Origin of the sequence: Agaribacter marinus (genome assembly GCF_030160655.1) — a bacterium.
Taxonomy (GTDB): Bacteria; Pseudomonadota; Gammaproteobacteria; order Enterobacterales; family Alteromonadaceae; genus Glaciecola; species Glaciecola marina.
The window spans coordinates 1-17,495 of the sequence record NZ_BSOT01000003.1 but is presented as its reverse complement, the minus strand read 5'-3'; the positions used below and the strand labels follow the sequence as shown (position 1 = coordinate 17,495).

14 protein-coding genes and 4 tRNA genes are annotated in these 17,495 nt (G+C 40.5%); 4 read left to right on the top strand and 14 right to left on the bottom strand.

Annotated elements, in window-relative coordinates; all coding sequences use genetic code 11:
- The 8 genes from QQK00_RS01655 to murB all read right to left on the bottom strand — a co-directional run.
- A partial coding sequence (locus tag QQK00_RS01655; protein WP_284215747.1) for a GTP-binding protein occupies positions 1 to 606 on the bottom strand: 606 nt, incomplete at its 3' end.
- A 49-nt stretch (positions 607 to 655) separates the two neighbouring features.
- A tRNA-Thr gene (locus QQK00_RS01650) sits at positions 656 to 731 on the bottom strand.
- Between the two features lie 9 nt (positions 732 to 740).
- A tRNA-Gly gene (locus QQK00_RS01645) sits at positions 741 to 815 on the bottom strand.
- A 33-nt stretch (positions 816 to 848) separates the two neighbouring features.
- Positions 849 to 933 (bottom strand) — tRNA-Tyr (locus QQK00_RS01640).
- Between the two features lie 9 nt (positions 934 to 942).
- Positions 943 to 1,018: transfer RNA gene (locus QQK00_RS01635), tRNA-Thr, on the bottom strand.
- 144 nt (positions 1,019 to 1,162) lie between these two features.
- Positions 1,163 to 1,921 carry a type III pantothenate kinase gene (locus QQK00_RS01630; protein WP_284215746.1) on the bottom strand — a complete coding sequence of 253 codons (759 nt, stop codon included), beginning with the start codon at positions 1,919 to 1,921 and terminating at the stop codon, positions 1,163 to 1,165.
- Positions 1,890 to 2,873 carry a bifunctional biotin--[acetyl-CoA-carboxylase] ligase/biotin operon repressor BirA gene (gene birA / locus QQK00_RS01625; protein ID WP_284215744.1) on the bottom strand — a complete coding sequence of 328 codons (984 nt, stop codon included), beginning with the start codon at positions 2,871 to 2,873 and terminating at the stop codon, positions 1,890 to 1,892. Before birA ends, QQK00_RS01630 begins: the two co-directional genes overlap by 32 nt.
- 7 nt (positions 2,874 to 2,880) lie before the next feature.
- Positions 2,881 to 3,879 carry a UDP-N-acetylmuramate dehydrogenase gene (gene murB / locus QQK00_RS01620; RefSeq protein ID WP_284215743.1) on the bottom strand — a complete coding sequence of 333 codons (999 nt, stop codon included), beginning with the start codon at positions 3,877 to 3,879 and terminating at the stop codon, positions 2,881 to 2,883.
- A 146-nt stretch (positions 3,880 to 4,025) separates the two neighbouring features.
- On the opposite strand from murB, the gene QQK00_RS01615 reads away from it, so the two are divergent.
- The 3 genes from QQK00_RS01615 to QQK00_RS01605 all read left to right on the top strand — a co-directional run bounded on the left by QQK00_RS01615 (position 4,026) and on the right by QQK00_RS01605 (position 8,057).
- Positions 4,026 to 5,903: a GGDEF domain-containing protein gene (locus tag QQK00_RS01615; RefSeq protein WP_284215742.1), complete on the top strand. Its 1,878-nt coding sequence runs from the start codon at positions 4,026 to 4,028 to the stop codon at positions 5,901 to 5,903.
- 62 nt (positions 5,904 to 5,965) lie between these two features.
- A complete protein-coding gene (locus QQK00_RS01610; RefSeq protein WP_284215741.1) occupies positions 5,966 to 6,496 on the top strand; it encodes a PH domain-containing protein in 531 nt (176 codons plus the stop codon).
- On the top strand, positions 6,489 to 8,057 hold the full coding sequence (locus QQK00_RS01605; RefSeq protein WP_284215740.1) for a PH domain-containing protein: 1,569 nt from the start codon (positions 6,489 to 6,491) through the stop codon (positions 8,055 to 8,057). Before QQK00_RS01610 ends, QQK00_RS01605 begins: the two co-directional genes overlap by 8 nt.
- 46 nt (positions 8,058 to 8,103) lie before the next feature.
- Here QQK00_RS01605 and QQK00_RS01600 read toward each other — a convergent pair whose 3' ends face one another.
- The 5 genes from QQK00_RS01600 to QQK00_RS01580 are packed head-to-tail and all read right to left on the bottom strand — an operon-like array spanning position 8,104 to position 13,270.
- A complete protein-coding gene (locus QQK00_RS01600; protein WP_284215739.1) occupies positions 8,104 to 9,360 on the bottom strand; it encodes an ABC transporter permease in 1,257 nt (418 codons plus the stop codon).
- Positions 9,357 to 10,559: an efflux RND transporter periplasmic adaptor subunit gene (locus tag QQK00_RS01595; protein ID WP_284215738.1), complete on the bottom strand. Its 1,203-nt coding sequence runs from the start codon at positions 10,557 to 10,559 to the stop codon at positions 9,357 to 9,359. Before QQK00_RS01595 ends, QQK00_RS01600 begins: the two co-directional genes overlap by 4 nt.
- The gene (locus QQK00_RS01590; protein WP_284215737.1) at positions 10,556 to 11,563 is read right to left on the bottom strand and encodes an HlyD family secretion protein; all 1,008 of its coding nucleotides are present in this window, start codon (positions 11,561 to 11,563) and stop codon (positions 10,556 to 10,558) included. Before QQK00_RS01590 ends, QQK00_RS01595 begins: the two co-directional genes overlap by 4 nt.
- A complete protein-coding gene (locus QQK00_RS01585; RefSeq protein ID WP_284215736.1) occupies positions 11,556 to 12,560 on the bottom strand; it encodes an HlyD family secretion protein in 1,005 nt (334 codons plus the stop codon). The genes QQK00_RS01590 and QQK00_RS01585 overlap by 8 nt, the downstream gene beginning before the upstream one ends.
- 44 nt (positions 12,561 to 12,604) lie before the next feature.
- Positions 12,605 to 13,270, bottom strand: a complete 666-nt coding sequence (locus QQK00_RS01580) for an ABC transporter ATP-binding protein (RefSeq protein WP_284215735.1) — start codon at positions 13,268 to 13,270, stop codon at positions 12,605 to 12,607.
- A 208-nt stretch (positions 13,271 to 13,478) separates the two neighbouring features.
- On the opposite strand from QQK00_RS01580, the gene QQK00_RS01575 reads away from it, so the two are divergent.
- Complete coding sequence (locus QQK00_RS01575) at positions 13,479 to 14,396, top strand: DUF808 domain-containing protein (protein ID WP_284215748.1); 918 nt, start codon at positions 13,479 to 13,481, stop codon at positions 14,394 to 14,396.
- 79 nt (positions 14,397 to 14,475) lie between these two features.
- Here QQK00_RS01575 and QQK00_RS01570 read toward each other — a convergent pair whose 3' ends face one another.
- Positions 14,476 to 17,220 (bottom strand): M16 family metallopeptidase, encoded by a 2,745-nt coding sequence (locus QQK00_RS01570; RefSeq protein WP_284215734.1) that lies wholly within the window; start codon positions 17,218 to 17,220, stop codon positions 14,476 to 14,478.
- Positions 17,221 to 17,495: the final 275 nt, after the last annotated feature.

Genomic DNA, 17,495 nt, shown 5'->3' with positions numbered 1-17,495 from the left:
TGTTGGGATGTATGAATCTAGGGCTTCACCTAGCTCTACAATTTTCTTTTCCCACTCAGCGTCGCCTTCCAACGCTTTTAGCGCTGAACCTTGAATGACCGGTAAATCATCACCCGGGAATTCATATTCTGTTAGTAGCTCACGGACTTCCATTTCTACTAGTTCTAGTAGCTCTTCATCGTCAACCATGTCACATTTGTTCATGAATACGATCATGTATGGAATACCAACCTGACGACCTAACAAGATGTGCTCACGTGTCTGTGGCATTGGGCCATCAGTCGCTGCTACTACTAAGATACCGCCGTCCATTTGAGCAGCACCTGTGATCATGTTTTTAACATAATCGGCGTGTCCTGGGCAGTCAACGTGAGCATAGTGACGCTCTGGCGTGTCATACTCAACGTGAGACGTTGCGATAGTGATACCACGCTCGCGCTCTTCTGGTGCGTTATCGATTTGGTCGAATGCTTGTGCAGCACCACCGTAAGTCTTTGCTAGAACAGTAGTGATTGCCGCTGTTAGTGTCGTTTTACCGTGGTCAACGTGGCCAATTGTACCAACGTTTACGTGCGGTTTTGTACGTTCAAACTTTTCTTTTGCCATGTCTATTTTCCTAGCAAAGTTATTTAATTAAATTTATGAAATAGCCAGATGGTGCTGATAGGCAGATTTGAACTGCCGACCTCACCCTTACCAAGGGTGCGCTCTACCAACTGAGCTATATCAGCAAACTTATCTGGAGCGGGCAGTGGGAATCGAACCCACATCATCAGCTTGGAAGGCTGAGGTAATAGCCATTATACGATGCCCGCAATCCGCTATTCTCTGACCACCTCTAGAGAAAGTGGTGGAGGGGGCAGGATTCGAACCTGCGAAGGCTGAGCCGGCAGATTTACAGTCTGCTCCCGTTGACCGCTTGGGTACCCCTCCGGAGATTGATGGTGCCGGCTGCCGGAATCGAACTGGCGACCTACTGATTACAAGTCAGTTGCTCTACCAACTGAGCTAAGCCGGCACTGCATCAAGTGGGTGCGAATTCTAGAGTAAGGTTTACGACGTTGCAAGTAGGAATTTGCAAAAAAATACAGTTTTTTTCTGTTTTTTGTTTGAATGACGAATAAACACACAAAAATAGATGTAATTACCAGCGCCAAAATAACTACGTCGCGTTATTAGCAACGCATGCGAGGCCAATCAGCACCAAATTTTCGAAATATTTACTTTTGGAAAGTAATTCAGATGGCAAGTTTTCATACAGTAAACGGCCATCTCCGCCACCTATATATATAGTGTAATCTTTGCACTCACACGAAAACTGTTTACTTCCACTCATAACAAGACCAATAAGTTGTGCTAGCGCGCCGTTAGCAACACAGTCCCCAGTATCATTTCCAAACCTTAAGGTAGCCAAACTACTTTGCTTGTCATTCACTTTATCTGCATTTGCTACGACGGCGCTTCTAGACATCATAAATCCAGCACAAATCCAGCCGCCTAAATGTTTGTTACCCACGACAGCATCGCATGTAATGGCTGTACCCGCATGGAATACCAGAAAATTTTTACTTTCAAGTGCCCGGCATGCCAACATGCACATCCACCTATCGACGCCCATTTTAGTCACGTCGCTATAGCTGTTTTTTATTCCGAAAGCCTCAGCCTTTGTGTTCACTATTGTAATTTTATGCTTAACTGCATCGAGCTCTTGCATGAAATCAATAAGTGTCGAATTTTCCTTTACATTACAAACGTAAATGTGGTCCGCAATCATCGCTTTGGAAACCAATTCCATCAAAGGGGCGCGTGCAACGTCCAACGCATGCAAAGGTGTTTGAGGAGAATACAGCGCATACTTTACGCTTGTATTGCCAATATCAATCAGTAAATTAACACTGCCTAACACTAATTTCACCACCATGGAATGCTCTTACTTGACCATTAACTTCCATTAAAAGGGCGCCGCTTTTATCAATGCCTCGACAAATCCCCTGTACTTGCTGTTTTCCAGATTGAAGCACAATTGCTTTCATATAATATAAATCCGCTATTTCCCATTCAGATAAAAACGGAATCAAACCTTCACTTTCGAAGATAGGCAACATGTCCCACAAATGTTGGATCAAAGTGGCAGTAACTAAGTTTCTATCTACACTCTGCCCCAGTACTTGAGATAAGTCGATATAAGGTTGGTCAATTTTATCAATGCATGTAGGTAAATTAACGTTGATCCCGATGCCTATTATTGCATCGGTAGATGCGCCGACTTGCCCCTCCACCTCAATCAATATGCCACATAACTTTTTATTGTTGGCATAAACATCATTAGGCCACTTTAATTGGCAACCGGTATATCCCATACTTGCAATGGTTCGATTTACAGCAATGCCCACAAGTAAAGAAAGGCCTGCCATAGACTGATAACCGGACTCGAATCGCCACAACATTGTCATATATACGCTAGCGCCAAAAGGGGAAACCCACTGACGCCCTCGTCGCCCTCTTCCAGCCGTCTGCGCTTCAGCAACACATACCGCACCATTTTGCAATTCCGACAATCGTTGCTTTATGATGTCATTTGTAGACGTCACTATATTATGTACTTGTATATATTCGTTTGCAGAGGAAGAGTTGAGTATTGTCGTTATCTCAGACTTCTCTAGCATGGATATAGGCTGAGGCAAGCAATACCCTCTCCCCTTAACGCTAAAGACATCTAAACCTAAAGCGCACAGCGCCTTAACATGGTTAGAAATTGCACTTCTTGAAAGTGATAGGGCATTCGCTAAATTTTCCCCTGAGACAAACTCCCCGTTTTTTAGTGCTTTAACAATTTCAACTCTAATGCGATTGGTGGTTACTTTATCTTTCATAAATCACTTACAACGACACGAAGCCATCACGGCCTATTAATCTCACTTCATTATCTAACATAATATCAAATGATTCAGCCACCGCAGATTTTATTTCTCGCGCCAGAGTGAGTAAATCGCGACCACTGCCCTGACTTAAATTCACCAGCACGAGTGCTTGTTTGTCGTGGCATTTAATACCTCCCAATTGTTTTCCTTTAAAACCTAAAGTATCAATCAACCAAGCCGCAGGTACCTTTACGTTGCCACTTTCAGCTGGATAGCAAGGAATATCAGGATAATCATTTTGTATTCTTAAATAGTGATGAAGCGCAATAACTGGGTTTTTGAAAAAACTTCCGGCATTCCCCATTATTTGAGGATCGGGCAGCTTTTCTTTTCGCGTTTTAACAACAGTATTAAATATATCAAGGGGAGTAGGTTCATTGAGCTGCAAGAGTGGTCCGTAAGACGCTACCGTAATGTTATGTTTAGGGATGGCAAAATTTACTGCTAATATAATTCTTTCACCTTGTCGGTCTTTTTTAAACACACTATCACGATACGCAAATTGACACTCTTTCTTATTAAAATAACCAAGCATGTTTGTCGCAACATCAAGAAACTCAACACTATGAATAAATGTTTCAACTTCAATACCATAGGCGCCAATGTTTTGAATGGGCGCGGCACCAACAGTGCCTGGAATCAACGCCAAATTCTCGAACCCGTGTATGCCCCGCTCAGTGCAATACACAACAAATTCATGCCAATTTTCACCGGACGCAACATTCAAGTGATAAAAATCCGCATCTTCAAACAACGAAATGCCTTTTAAATGATTGACAATAATAGTTCCGGCATAATCATCGACAAAAACTGTATTGCTGCCTTCCCCGATAAACATGTATGACTGATTTTCTAACTCATTTAGTGTTTTTAATAAACCATCAAGACTTTCAACTGTCGTAATTTCATTGCATGATGCATTAAGGCCAAACGTATGATGGGACTTGAGAGGATGCAAGCGTTTGATTTCCTAAATTTCTGGTTATTTAATGCTTTATACTTGATTATGTTACATAAAAACACACCCTTGTATAAGCAGTAAAGTAGAAAAATAACCAATACAAATAAATACTAGGATCAATTCTGAAAGGTACCCAAAATAATATGCGCAGATATCACACTATATTGTCGCTAGCGATAACATGGTTTATAGCTATGTGTGTAAGCGCATCAGCCGACACAATTACGACGACTGGGAACAATTTTTTTAGTAGCAGCTATCAAACGCTATATGCGGAGATGCAAAAAAATCCCACAAACTACGTAAACAGTAATCAAACCCATAGTTTTAGCACAGTAAGTGATTTTCAATCATTTTTTATATCGATTCAGGCATACGAACAATTAGGCCGCATCCAGATAGCCGCGGAAAAACTCAAAGCAGGTATTTCTGCGAGTTATGCAGGCGAACTGGAAAACGCAAAGCCTTTGCGCGCAATATTTTATGAAAAACTAAGCGATCTACTCGTCATTTCAGAGCAATTTATTGATGCGCGTCAAGCCATAACGAACGCAATTGAGCAGGGTAGTGTCGACTTTGGCACCATCAACTTAATCAACCGCCTACAGAAAAGAGCAAGAATAGACGCGTTAATGGGGGCCAATATTGACGCTTTGCAAGACTTACAGCTTGGTTTCCAATTAGCAAATACTGTAGATAATGACTTTAAGGCCGCTGAAATAGCACTATCAATCATTCGTATCCACCAAGACAGGGACGAACATACGATTGCCGTGAGTTATGCAAAAAAAGCACTGACAATATTGAGACAACTTGAATTACCGATTCAACTCTCTGAAGCATTGGTATTAACCGCAAATAGTTATATTTCAGTAGATGACAATATTACCGCGTTAAACCATCTTCTCGAAGCAGAAAAGTTATTAGAGAGCGGCAATAATTTAGAACTTTCAGCTAGGATCTATAAATACAAAGCTAGGATATCGTTGACTTCAAACAACAGTACCCAAGCGATTAAATACGTTAAAGACGCAATAGAAATGTCACCTCCTGAAGATAAAGTAGAATTAGCAGATTTGCATTTGTTGATGAGTGCAGCATATTTGTCTTCAGAAGAAGTAGATGCATCCATAGAACATCTGGTTACTGCCTTTGACCTGATACAAAATCAGTCAGCACCATTTACGCTATTGCAAAGATTACATATACAACGAGCCGAATTATTAAGCTTTCTTGGTCAGTTTGAGCAAGCATATAAATTAACGAAAGATATATTGGCGAGTAGAGAACTTAACCAACCTATCGATGAAATAAAACGTATCTTAGATATGCATACTAACTTTCAATTACGTCTGCAACAGCAAGAAAACCTCAAATTAAAACAAGAAAATCAATCCCAAGAAACAGAAATTGAAAACCGGACGATGCTCACGCAGCTATACTCAGTAATTATGGTGCTACTATTTTTAAGTAGTATTTTACTCTTTTTGTTGTTTATCCGTACGAGAGGACATCGAAAAAACTTGGAGCAAATAGCACATAGAGATCATCTAACAGATTTATATTCAAGGCGACGGATATTCGAAATATTGTCTTTTCAACACGATATGTTTAAGCGAAACAATTTGGCCTATTGTATAGCTATTGTCGATTTAGATTATTTCAAAAAAATTAACGATAATTATGGCCACCAAACCGGTGATGAAGTGCTTAAATCCTTTGCGAAAATGGCGCAAGAATGCTTTAGGAAAACAGATAGCATAGGTCGTATTGGTGGCGAAGAATTCCTATTTATTTTTCCTGAAACGCCGGTGCAACAAGGAGAACGACTACTGAACGTATTTTCAGAAAGAATCCGAAAAATCAGCGCTGAACTGCAATTGAGTGATGCTACAACTGCCTCTGTTGGCATTGTTGAACCATCCAAAGATGAAAAAGTCAGCGATGCGCTCAGAAAGGCGGATGATGCACTGTACAAAGCGAAGGAAAATGGACGTGACCAAATTGTAAGAGGATATTAATGTATCCTAGACATATTTTTCTTGATAGGGTTAACTGTTTGTAAAAATGGTGCTGGGGTCTTATGTCATTCACAAATAATATTGTTGCTAACCACGAAATAAGTTTAACCCACATTGACGTAAGTTCGCTTTCTCCAAAATACCGAAAAATCAACCTTATAACTTCATGTGTGTTTACTTTACTTGTAATGCTAATACCTTGCTTTCTGAAGCTCGAATGGTTCTTCGTTATGCCAACAGGTTACCATGACAGTTTTTATTGGATTTTGCTGGCAATTGCGATACTGGGTTTGTGGGACTTTATTTATCACTTTATTGCAGATCCCAAAAAAGGCTATGCGCTTCGTGAGCATGATTTGCACTTTCAAACTGGACTTATTTTTAGAAAGCACATTAGCCAACCAATTTTGCGGATTCAGCATATTGAAATAAAACGGGGCCCGATAGAACGAAAAGCTGGTCTTGCAACACTTCAAGTTTTTAGTGCTGGTGGCGCTCATCACACCTTTTATATTCCAGGGCTTGAACATGAGACTGCAATAAAACTTCGTTCATTTATTCTTGATCATACGGATTTAACCCTAGATGAATGATACTAGTGATGTAGCAACAAATAGCAATGAATTACAAGAAGAACGATGGGCTAAAGTTGCACCAATCGGCATTGCATATTTTTTCTTTAAACCGCTATATCTCTTTATTACAAATGGTTTAGTTTATCTCATTCCAGCCGCATTGCTTCAGTCTGAAAAATTAAAACAGCATATAGAATATGTAATGGCGGGGATTGTTATTATTATAGCTCTGTTTTTAATCTCAGCGGTTTTAAAATACCTCTTTTATGCTTTTCGCCTAAGTGATGAAAGAATAGAGATCAGGCAGGGCCTTATACAAAAGTCACACCTTGACTTACCCTTCGAAAAAATTCAAAACGTTAAAATTGAACAACCTTTTTACTACCGCTTTCACAAGTATGCCATGGTTGAATTGGAAACGGCGGGTTCTGCTTCCAAAGAAGCTAACATTGTTGCTTTAAAGTTGGAAAATGCTGAAGCGTTGAAAGCTAAAGTATTGTATACGCGTCAAGCTTCGGAAAATAACACCAATGAACGGACTGATAATACACCGTCTATTGATGATGAAATAGTACTAAACACACGTTCCATTATGGACTTAGTGATCCACGGAATCACAAATAATAGAATATGGATTTTACTTGGCGCAGCAGCACCATTTTATAATCCAATTGTTGAAAATATTGGTACCGTCATGGAAGCCATCGGCTTTGATATCGCGGGTTACATTGACTATAACTCCCAGAGTTTAGGTATGTTTGTTCTGCATATTTTATCGGTAGTAATGTTTATTATGCTATTTGTCGTATTGATTTCAGTGATTGGATCTATCTTTGTTTTTTATAACTATCGCTTAAGTAAACAAGATGAGCGTTATATTAAACGTAGCGGACTAATTACAAAGCAAGAAGTCAGTATGAAAACCAGTAGGATTCAAGTCGCTACTCAACAACAAGACTGGCTGGACATTCTAATAGGGCGAGCAAACATTAAATTGGAACAAAATAGTTCTGGCATATCGGGGGCCAATCAAAGTGCACAATTGAATAACGCGAGTAAACTCATTGTGCCGTCAGTTACTCTCTCAGAATCTGATGACTTAATTGCCGACGTTTTTAAGCAGTCTTCAGTCAATCAACAACAATATAAGCACGTTAGTACACGCTACATCTTGCGACTTATGATTTTCCCAGTAGTTCCCCTTATTCTTGCTTTAGTATGCGTCGCCTATTTGGCGAACTTTACGGCTATCGGTTGGTTAAGTGTCACGTTTGCAATTATGTTGATGTTTGGTTTATCAGTACTGCGCTGGTTTCGCTGGGGTTACCACTTTAGCAATAACTTTGTGTTTATTAGAAAAGGCTTGCTTGGAAAAAATTACAGTATATTCCCCATACAAAAAGTCCAACAAACTAAATACAAACAGACTATATTTATGCGGCCACATAAACTTGCCACGATCCAACTAGTACTAGCATCAGGCGCTCATAGCATTCCGTATGTACCTGATACTATTGCGGCAGACTTAATTGATGAAAGCTTATTAATTGTAGAGCGAGACAAACCTGCGTGGATGTAGGCGTTCTTTGTTCTAGCCTCTATTTTGCATATTAGTCACTGTTTCATTAATCACTGTGTAAGGCATCGATTGGATTTAATTTCGATGCTTTTACTGCTGGAAACACACCAAAACCTACGCCTACAATCATGCATATTCCCATGGACAAGAAAATTGCAGGCATTGACCAACTTACGGCCCATCCAGAATAAAAACCGATAATTTCAGACAAAACTAAGCCGAAAAAAATACCTAACACACCGCCTAATACTGATATTGTAAAGCTCTCAGCAATGAACTGACGACGAATGTCATTTTGGGTGGCGCCGACAGCTCTAAGTAAACCTATTTCTTTTGTCCTTTCCATCACATTCGCCAACATGATGTTCATTATGCCAATCCCTCCGACAAGCAATGATATCCCGGCAACACACGCCATCACAATATTGAAGATCTGTTGCGTCTGTTTTTGTTGTTCCAATAACGCAGCAGGGATAATCAGTTCATAGTCATCGAGTCCCCCATGACGTAATTTGATTAAGCTATCAATTGCTTCAGCAGCAACCATTGGGTTTGTCTTCGTTGAAATATTAAGCTTAATACTATCCAGCTCACTTGCTAGGAGGCCTCTAGCAAATTTTTTTGTGCTAGTATTTAATGGTATAAAAATAGTGTAGCGATCACCGCCAATTTTTACACCTTGAAACTCGTTTTTACTGCCTTCTGGCGCACGTAAAATGCCAATTACTTTTAACCAAACATGATTCAATTTTATGAATTTCCCGATAATATCTTGTGTATCATTAGATAGTTCAGGAAATAACTCTTTGGCAGCGTCCGCCCCGAGTACTGCAACTTGTGAAAGTGATTTATTGTCCTCTGCAGATAATATCCTGCCGACGTCAACACGCAAATTCCCATTCTTAAAATATGAGGTTGTTACGCCCAATGCACTTGCACTACTTTTAGCATAATCACTATACAAGTCATGAATATTTATATCTTTCGAGGCACTGTACCCTTCAACAAATGGCAGAGTAACGAGTGCTGCTTCAACATCACCTAAATTTAAGCCTAAGGATTCTTCACGAATCTCCACAAGCTCACCACCATCATAGTCTTTTGCATTAACGATAATATTGTTTACACCCATAGAATCGATTAGTTTTAATGCCTCGCGCTCTGCTCCCTCGCCAATATTTAACATCGCAATTACTGCACCGACACCAAAAATCATGCCTAGTAAAGTCAAAAACGTCCTTAACTTTTGGGCAGATAATTCTTTAACTGCATCGACAATAAGTACACTATACTGTGAAATCACTCAGATTCTCCCACTCTAGCTAGTGGCGGTTGACTCAAAGCGACAATGTCCCCTTCCGAAATACCGTCGGTTATTTCGACTAGATATAGATTCTTTCTTCCACTTTGTACTTTCTGTTTCAAAAATACACTGCCCTTTTTAACATAAACGTATGTCTCCCCATCTTTATGATGCAATGTCTGCAAAGGCACAACTAATGTTTCAGACGCAGTTTTGACGGTTATGTTAGCGCTAAGTTTGCGACCAGGCTGCATTTTGAAACGATCTTGCTCTTCTATCGAGGCAATAAGCTCGAAGTAAGTCACAGGATTGCCCCGTTCAATACTGCGTGGAAATCCGGATACATCCACTAACTCGCCCACAAATATGCTATCAGGAAACGCATCTAACTGAATTTCAACTCGTTGACCGACACTAAGATCAATTGCTTCGTTAGCTTGCACATAAATTTTTGCCTGCATATTTTCTAAATTTGGGATCTCTGCAATAGCTCGCCCAGGAAAAACCGTTTGTCCAATAGTGGGTTTTTCTCCTCGTCTATCCTTCTGATAAATAAGTAAACCAGAGTATGGAGAAACCACTTCCAAGCTAGTAAGTGCTTGCTTCAGCTGTTGGTATTTAGTGTCTACACCCGCCTTTTTAATATTCAACACGGCCATTTGACTATCGTGTTGCTCATCAATACTGGTTTCTTTCCATGACAAAAACCCATCTTTTGCTTCTAGAAAATCTCGATTAGCCAATGTATCGATAATTTCCAGCTGAGAGTAAATACGGAGGTCATCGATTGCAAAACGATCAACAAAATCAAATTCATGCTTTACAAAGTCCTGATCTGACTCCACTTCTTGTTTTTGTTCTTGTTGTTTTGCTTCACTTTTTAAAATATCTTGCTCTAATTTGAGTAGCTCAAGCTCTTCCTCACGGCTATCCCGCTGGATCCGTTGCGCGTCGAAACGAGCAATTACTTCACCTTTTTCTACGTAGCTATTCTCATCTTTCAGCCAAGCTATCGTCATCGGACGGCGCCCTGGACTCAATATTTTTTGAGATTGTGCCGCTTCAACTTCTCCGAAGCCAGACACTTCAATACTGAAAGGTGTTTCTTTAACAACAAAAGTGGGGATGCTTTCTTGCTGTTGCTCTCCGCATGCAGTAACTAGGAATATTATAGTAAAGCAAAAATAAGCAAGCCTCATATCTGACTGTCCGCTAGTTCAACTGTCGCTTTCATCCCTGGGCGCATAATGTCCAAATCTAGTTCATCCAACATCACCCAAGCATCAAAAACTATTTTCATGTTGTTTTTTGACTTATATCGATACGCTTGCCCAAGCTCACTGATTTGCCCACTAAAAGGGCGCTCAGGGTATGCGTCTAAAGTGACTCTAACGGCATCCCCCAGAGTAACACTAGACGTCACTGATTCATCAAATTCCACTTTAACGGCTATTTTTTCAAGCGATGGTAGAGAGATTATCCTCAAGCCCATAAAGACTGTATCGCCAACGGCGGGTTTATCGTCATCGTTATTCGGGATTAGCGTTACCATGCCAGAGGTCGGTGCTGTAATCGTAAGCTTTTCAATGCTTTCCTCAATTTGACGAACTCGAAACTCCGCTTTATCTACCTTTGCCTTCTGTACTTGCGCGCTGACTTGCATCGATGTTTTATGTTGCTCAACGCGTTGCATTGCTTGTTTATGCAATTCAGTAGTTATCTTATATTCAGCCTGTTGTTTTTTGCGCTCGATGTCCGAACGGGAAACATCGGTGATTTCAACCTTTCGTTTGGCAATATCCATATTCTTCTTAGCTTCAGCAAGATCCAACGTTAACTGTTCAAGCGTTGCACTACTTTCCAGCTCTATTTTTTCAGCTTCTTTTTGTTCAGCACTCAATCGACTTTTTCGCTCTAGTAAATCAGTATTTAAGCGTTGCCCGTCAAAACGCACTAATAAATCACCCTTGTTAACCAATGAATTTTCTCGCGCCAAATACTCAATTTTATATTCCCATGTACGCGGAATATTCGGCGGAGAGATCGATATCTCTTGCAAAGAAACAAGCTCTGCCGGCGCTTGCACGGCATATTCACGACTCTCATCTTCCAACGCAATCTCATTGTCCAAAGTACATGCTTGCAGAAAACTCAGCGAGAGAAAGGAGATTAAAAGCTTGTTCATAAGTGTTGATTTACGCATTTTCCGCTCCACGTTTCACGTGTATCCGAACACTCATACCTGGGAGCAATTCCACATCAGGAGTATCATCAAACACTATAATAGCGGGGAAGTATGCGCTTTTACTCCATTGAGGGCGTCCCTCACTTTGACGCGATAAACTTGCAATATGACCATTAAACGTTTCTCCAGGGTAGGCGTCGAATACAATAGAGACTTCAGTTTCCGCATTCAAACCTACTGCGTCTATTTCATGCACCCACGTTTCAATTTGGAATTTATCCGTAGACTGAACATCCAAGACTTTCCAGCTCGGCCTTACATTCATACCGGAGGTAATTTTCTCTCCATACCAAGGGTGTGTCGCATAGTTCACAGGACCAGTATACTCGGCAGTCACTTTGAGGCGCTTCATTATTGCCTCTAAATATAGAATTTGTTCCTTTGTTTTTAAGATGTCGACCTGTTTCTTTGTTAATTCAGCAGTCTGTTCTCTAATGGCTCTTGCCAACGCCTCCTCTGCTTTAACTTGTTCTAATACAGCTCGTTGGAGCGCTAAATCATATTGCCCTTTGTCATATGCACTTACTTCCCCTAACGGCACCGACGCCTCAATCATTGCTTTCTCAACTCGCATTTCAGCAATGGTTAAACGCCCTTCAGCATCAATGACGTTTTGCGCTTGGTCGATTTTCAACTGTTTAAGCTCTAACTCTAAACGCTCTAGATTCTCTTCGTTGCTGATTAGCTGATTTTGTTCGGCCGCGCCGTCAAAGACAACAACAGGTTGCCCTTTTTCGACAATTTTTCCTTCTTGCTCCATCCATTGAATTTGTATTTGCCAACGACTCCCCTGTGGTGCATTTACGATTTGTTTAGCAGAAGAGCTAACACTGCCAGTGAGTATCAACTCGTCGGCCAAAAGCATATGAGAAAAAGCCATCAGGATGCATACTAATACGGGTTTTCGGTGTCCAATGTTTCGACACCAATACCTCTGGAGAAATAAACCTTTCATAATATTGCCTCTATTTTGAGTCATAATGCCCATCGACTTATCTATCATTCAGAAATAATTACGCCATCTTTCATATGCACAACACGCTGCGCATATTCTGCTATTTCATCTTCATGAGTTACCATAACAATTGTCTGCCCTTGCTCATGTAATTCCGTTAATAATTCCATTATTTCATTAGACGTTTTACTGTCTAAATTACCTGTTGGTTCATCCGCCAATATAACAGACGGTTGGTTTATCAATGCCCTTGCTATAGCTACCCGTTGTCGTTGTCCTCCTGACATCTCAAACGGCTTGTGATGTTTGCGGTGAGATAGACCAACTCTATCAATAAGCACATTTGCGCGTTTGTCAGCTTCATTTTCATCAATATCCGAATAGCGCAACGGCAACTTAACGTTTTCAAAGGCATCTAATTTTGGCAACAAGTGAAATGTTTGAAAAATAAACCCAATGTGCTTATTGCGAATTTTTGACAACGCATCATCTGACATTGCGGCAACATCTTCGTTATTTAGCATATAGATGCCGGAATTAGGCGTATCTAAGCAGCCCAATACGTTCATTAGTGTAGATTTACCTGATCCAGAACTCCCCATTATGGCGACGAATTCGTTCTCTTGGATAGTCAAACTTACGTTATTGATGGCCGTCACTGTTTCTTCACCATTTTGAAACGATTTTATGATATTGCTGAGCGCGAGCATTTGACCTCATATAAAAGCAGTAGCCTTGTTAGTACTTAGCTTACAGTTTTTTTACTGATAACATGCTACATTTACAAATAAATTACTATTTTTATTTTTACTTTGAGTTTTTACATTATTTCGTTTAAATACGTTGCGCATCATGCATGCTGCTTAGCCCTGACTGTAAAAATTCAAATAACATTGACACTTTAATGAGGAGCGTATCATCGCTGGATCAACTTTATTAACTTTATTAGACGATATCGCAAGTGTACTTGATGACGTTGCTGTGCTATCAAAAGTCGCGGCAAAGAAGACCTCCGGGGTACTCGGCGATGATTTAGCACTAAATGCAGAACAAGTGTCAGGTGTAAAAGCTGATAGAGAGTTACCCGTTGTTTGGGCAGTAGCAAAAGGCTCATTCTTAAATAAACTAATACTGGTACCGGGTGCATTATTGATAAGCTATTTTGCACCTTGGTTGATTAACATACTACTTGTCATAGGCGGATTGTACTTATGCTTCGAAGGGGCTGAAAAACTCTTTCACAAATTCTTTAACTCAAGCGCACTAGACAAAGCTGATTTAAGCAACTCTCTCAACGCAGAAGATATAGCAAAATTTGAAAATGAAAAAATAAGAGGTGCGATAAAAACAGACTTTGTATTGTCAGCAGAAATTATCGTTATCATACTGGGTACGGTAAGGGACTCAGATTTTACTACACAAATTACCGTACTTTCTCTTTTAGCTGTAGCATTTACCATCGGAGTTTATGGTTTCGTGGCACTAATTGTAAAACTAGATGACATGGGTTTATGGTTGTTAAGAAAATCAGTTTCTGGCAACTTTAATGCGCTGCAAAGAGCATTTGGCAGAGGCTTGTTAATTTTGGCACCAAAACTTATGCATATGCTGTCTTTTGTTGGCACTGCCGCAATGTTTTTAGTTGGTGGGGGAATTGTGATACACAGCATTAACTTCTTACACCACATGCAAATAGATATGCTTGCGGCATTGCCAAACAATTGGTTGATACAAAATATGGTCGAGTTAGTTGGTGTATTTGTATTTGGTATAATTGTCGGGGCTGTTTGCGTAGCAATTTTACAGTTGACGAAAAAATTCAAGCAAGCCATATAGTCGATTTAATACTAACTCTAGGAGATGAAAGTGAGACAGATTTCTCAGTCTCACTTTCCGTTTTAAAGTTCGATATTAGCTAAAGATCGTCAATACTTTTAACCGTTGCTGCGCCAAGTACTTCTTCCACCTCATCTTTAATCAAGCTAGCATCTCCAATGATCACCCAAGTAAGCTTATCTGGATGCAATACTTGTGCTGCTGCCTGTTCCAAATCGCTTAACGATAGTGCGTTGTATTTCTCAACTAATGTTTCTGGATAATTGAAAGGCCGTCCAAAACGGCTACTGGAAAGTAAACTCCCCAATACTGCACTAGACGTTTCATACTGACCAGGCAACGATCTTACGCGATCAAGCCTTGCGCGTGTTAATTCAATCTCCATTGGTGGCTTTTCGTTTGTATAAGCATTTAGCTCCTTCAGCAATTCACTTAACGACGCACCTGTCTTGTCGGTTTGCACAGGGGCATAAACCATAAATGGGCGCTGACCTCTTGCCTCTTGTAAAAACGTGTATGCCCCATACGCCCAGCCTTTGTCCTCCCTTAGGTTCATATTTACTCTAGCGGTAAATGCGCCACCCAGGGTTTCATTCATTGCATCTATCGCGATGTTATTCTCGATACCAGTAGGCGGGGCAAGATGCGCAGCAAGTATCAATGATTGCTGTGAACCGGGTCTATCAATAATAATAGCTTGCCCTTTGTCAGGCAAATCAACCAACTCAATCTTCTTACTCGATTTACTTCCTTTTGACTTCCATTTGCCAAGAGACTTTTCCAACATAGGTTTAATGGTAGCCAAATCTGTATCGCCCACGACAAAAATCGTTGCATTGTCTGGCCTCATCCACTTATCTTTAAATGCTAATAAATCATCACGCGTAATTGCTGCTACATCTTCTTCGGTCCCTGTCCCCGTAAAGGGCAATCCGTAAGCGTGTCCTTCTCCATAAATTAAAGGCGGTAATACGGTCAGTGCAATAGATACTGGCTGTACTTTTTGCTGTGCGATACCTGTCAAAATCAAATTTCGTTGCCTTTCTATTTCATCAGGTTCAAAAGATGGTCTAAGCAATACATCACCTAAAATCGACAAAGAAGCTTTTGTGTTTTCTCTTAGCATGGACATTGATACGGAAGTTGTATCTAAGTTTGACCCCACAGATAGGTTTGTGCCCAATTTTTCTAATGCCGCGGACAGTTCTAAAGCATCATACTTCCCAGCCCCTTCATCCAACATCCTAGAGGTAAAGTTTGCTAAACCCAATTTACCAGTCGCGTCCGCCGCATAGCCTGCGTCAAACTGAACAGATAGCTCAACAACCGGAATTGTAGAGCGTTTTGCTAGGACAACCTTAATTCCGTTAGAAAGCGTTGTTTTCTCCACATTTGGAAAACTCAAAGTCGTTTCTGCACTTATGTCAGGTAGCCCTGTACTCCGGTCAACACCCTCTGATTCAGCGGCATATTTTGGCAATGGAACAACAGTTATTTGATGCCAACCGTCACCTAACCACTCGCGAGCTACTTTTAGTACATTCTTTGGCTTTGCATTATTTAGCTCATTAAGCTCAGTTTGAAAATATGCAGGATCGCCAGCAAGCATCTCACCACGAGCTAAGGTATCTGCTTTTCCTCCGAAGCCTCCAACTTCTTCCAATCCACGTACAATACTTGCGCGCGTTTTTGTTGCGACAAGTTTTACTTCATCTTTTGATGGACCTTTATTTAAGAATTGAGCAATAATTTTGTCCATTTCGGACTCAACAGATGCCGGATCTACACCGTCTTTTACATCGACTATAACACCGAAAACTGATGCCATTTCAAGTTCATAGTTAAACACTGATGCGCTAGTAGCAACTTGTTGTTCATAAACTAATTCTTTGTACATCCGAGAGTTCTTACCATCACCTAACACGCTTGCCGCCACAAATAAATCAGTCGCTGCAGCGTCTGTGTCTTGTGGTGACACCCAAATACGGTAAATTCGTGTCTGCGGTACTTTATCTTGCATTGTTTCCCGAGAGTTTTCTTTGCGTTTAGGTACCCATTCGTCCCACTTAGTTAATGCAGGACCTGGCGCTATATCTGCAAAGTATTTAGTTACCATAGGCTTAGCTTGTTCAGCATTGATATCACCACTAAGTACTAAGATTGCGTTCGCAGCACCGTAGTATTTCTTAAACCAAGACTCCACATCTTCTAGCGACGCGGCATTTAAGTCTTCCATTGACCCTATAGGTAAATGCGAATAAGGATGTCCTGTTGGGAAAAGGTTGGTAAAGACTCTTTCAAAAACACCACCATAAGGTTGATCTTCGCCTTGGCGTTTCTCATTTTGCACAACACCACGCTGCTCATCGAGCTTCTCTTGCGTGATAGCTCCCAAAAGATGCCCCATACGATCTGACTCCATCCACAGAACTCTATCTAATGCGGGAGTGGGTACCGTTTGAAAATAATTTGTTCTATCAAAATTTGTTGTACCATTCATACCGGTGGCACCAGCTTCCTGAAGAGGCCCAAACCACTCATCGTCGTAGTTTTCACTCCCATTAAACATCAAATGTTCGAACAAATGCGCAAAACCAGTTTTCCCTGCAGGCTCATCTTTAGAACCCACTTTGTACCATACTGCAACTGCGACAACGGGAGCTTTCCTATCCTCATGGACTACAACAGTTAATCCGTTATCTAATTGAAATTTCTCAAAATCAATTTTGAGCTCGTTTGCTGCACTTGTAATAGCAGAAACACTAAGAAGTAATGCAGCACTTATTAGTGCCCTTACTCTAATAATATCCCTCAATCTACGCATAAGTTCCTCTTATGATTTTATTTTTTTGTCATCTATCTGTCTTAATACTATTTAAAAGACAATATTGCCTTACTCTAATTATGCACCATATAAAAATTACCCGAGTAGCTAATATGTAAATAAGTATTTCAGTAATGTAGAGCAAAAAGGGATTAGTCGCTCGAATTTATTTTAGCCGTAAATCGCAGGCATAAAAAAACCCGCAGCACGTACGGGTTTCTGTCTCTTCTCAGAGAATTAGGAGTCTGGCGATGTGCTACTCTCACATGGGGAAT

What these genes read in the sequence shown, in the direction of transcription:
- QQK00_RS01580 (WP_284215735.1), bottom strand. Translation starts at nt 13,270, where the DNA reads ATGCTCGCGCTCAGCAATATCATAAAATCGTTTCAAAATGGTGAAGAA.
- birA (WP_284215744.1), bottom strand. Translation starts at nt 2,873, where the DNA reads ATGAAAGATAAAGTAACCACCAATCGCATTAGAGTTGAAATTGTTAAA.
- QQK00_RS01605 (WP_284215740.1), top strand. Translation starts at nt 6,489, where the DNA reads ATGAATGATACTAGTGATGTAGCAACAAATAGCAATGAATTACAAGAA.
- QQK00_RS01610 (WP_284215741.1), top strand. Translation starts at nt 5,966, where the DNA reads ATGTCATTCACAAATAATATTGTTGCTAACCACGAAATAAGTTTAACC.
- QQK00_RS01630 (WP_284215746.1), bottom strand. Translation starts at nt 1,921, where the DNA reads ATGGTGGTGAAATTAGTGTTAGGCAGTGTTAATTTACTGATTGATATT.
- QQK00_RS01615 (WP_284215742.1), top strand. Translation starts at nt 4,026, where the DNA reads ATGCGCAGATATCACACTATATTGTCGCTAGCGATAACATGGTTTATA.
- QQK00_RS01590 (WP_284215737.1), bottom strand. Translation starts at nt 11,563, where the DNA reads ATGCGTAAATCAACACTTATGAACAAGCTTTTAATCTCCTTTCTCTCG.
- QQK00_RS01595 (WP_284215738.1), bottom strand. Translation starts at nt 10,559, where the DNA reads ATGAGGCTTGCTTATTTTTGCTTTACTATAATATTCCTAGTTACTGCA.
- QQK00_RS01570 (WP_284215734.1), bottom strand. Translation starts at nt 17,220, where the DNA reads ATGCGTAGATTGAGGGATATTATTAGAGTAAGGGCACTAATAAGTGCT.
- QQK00_RS01585 (WP_284215736.1), bottom strand. Translation starts at nt 12,560, where the DNA reads ATGAAAGGTTTATTTCTCCAGAGGTATTGGTGTCGAAACATTGGACAC.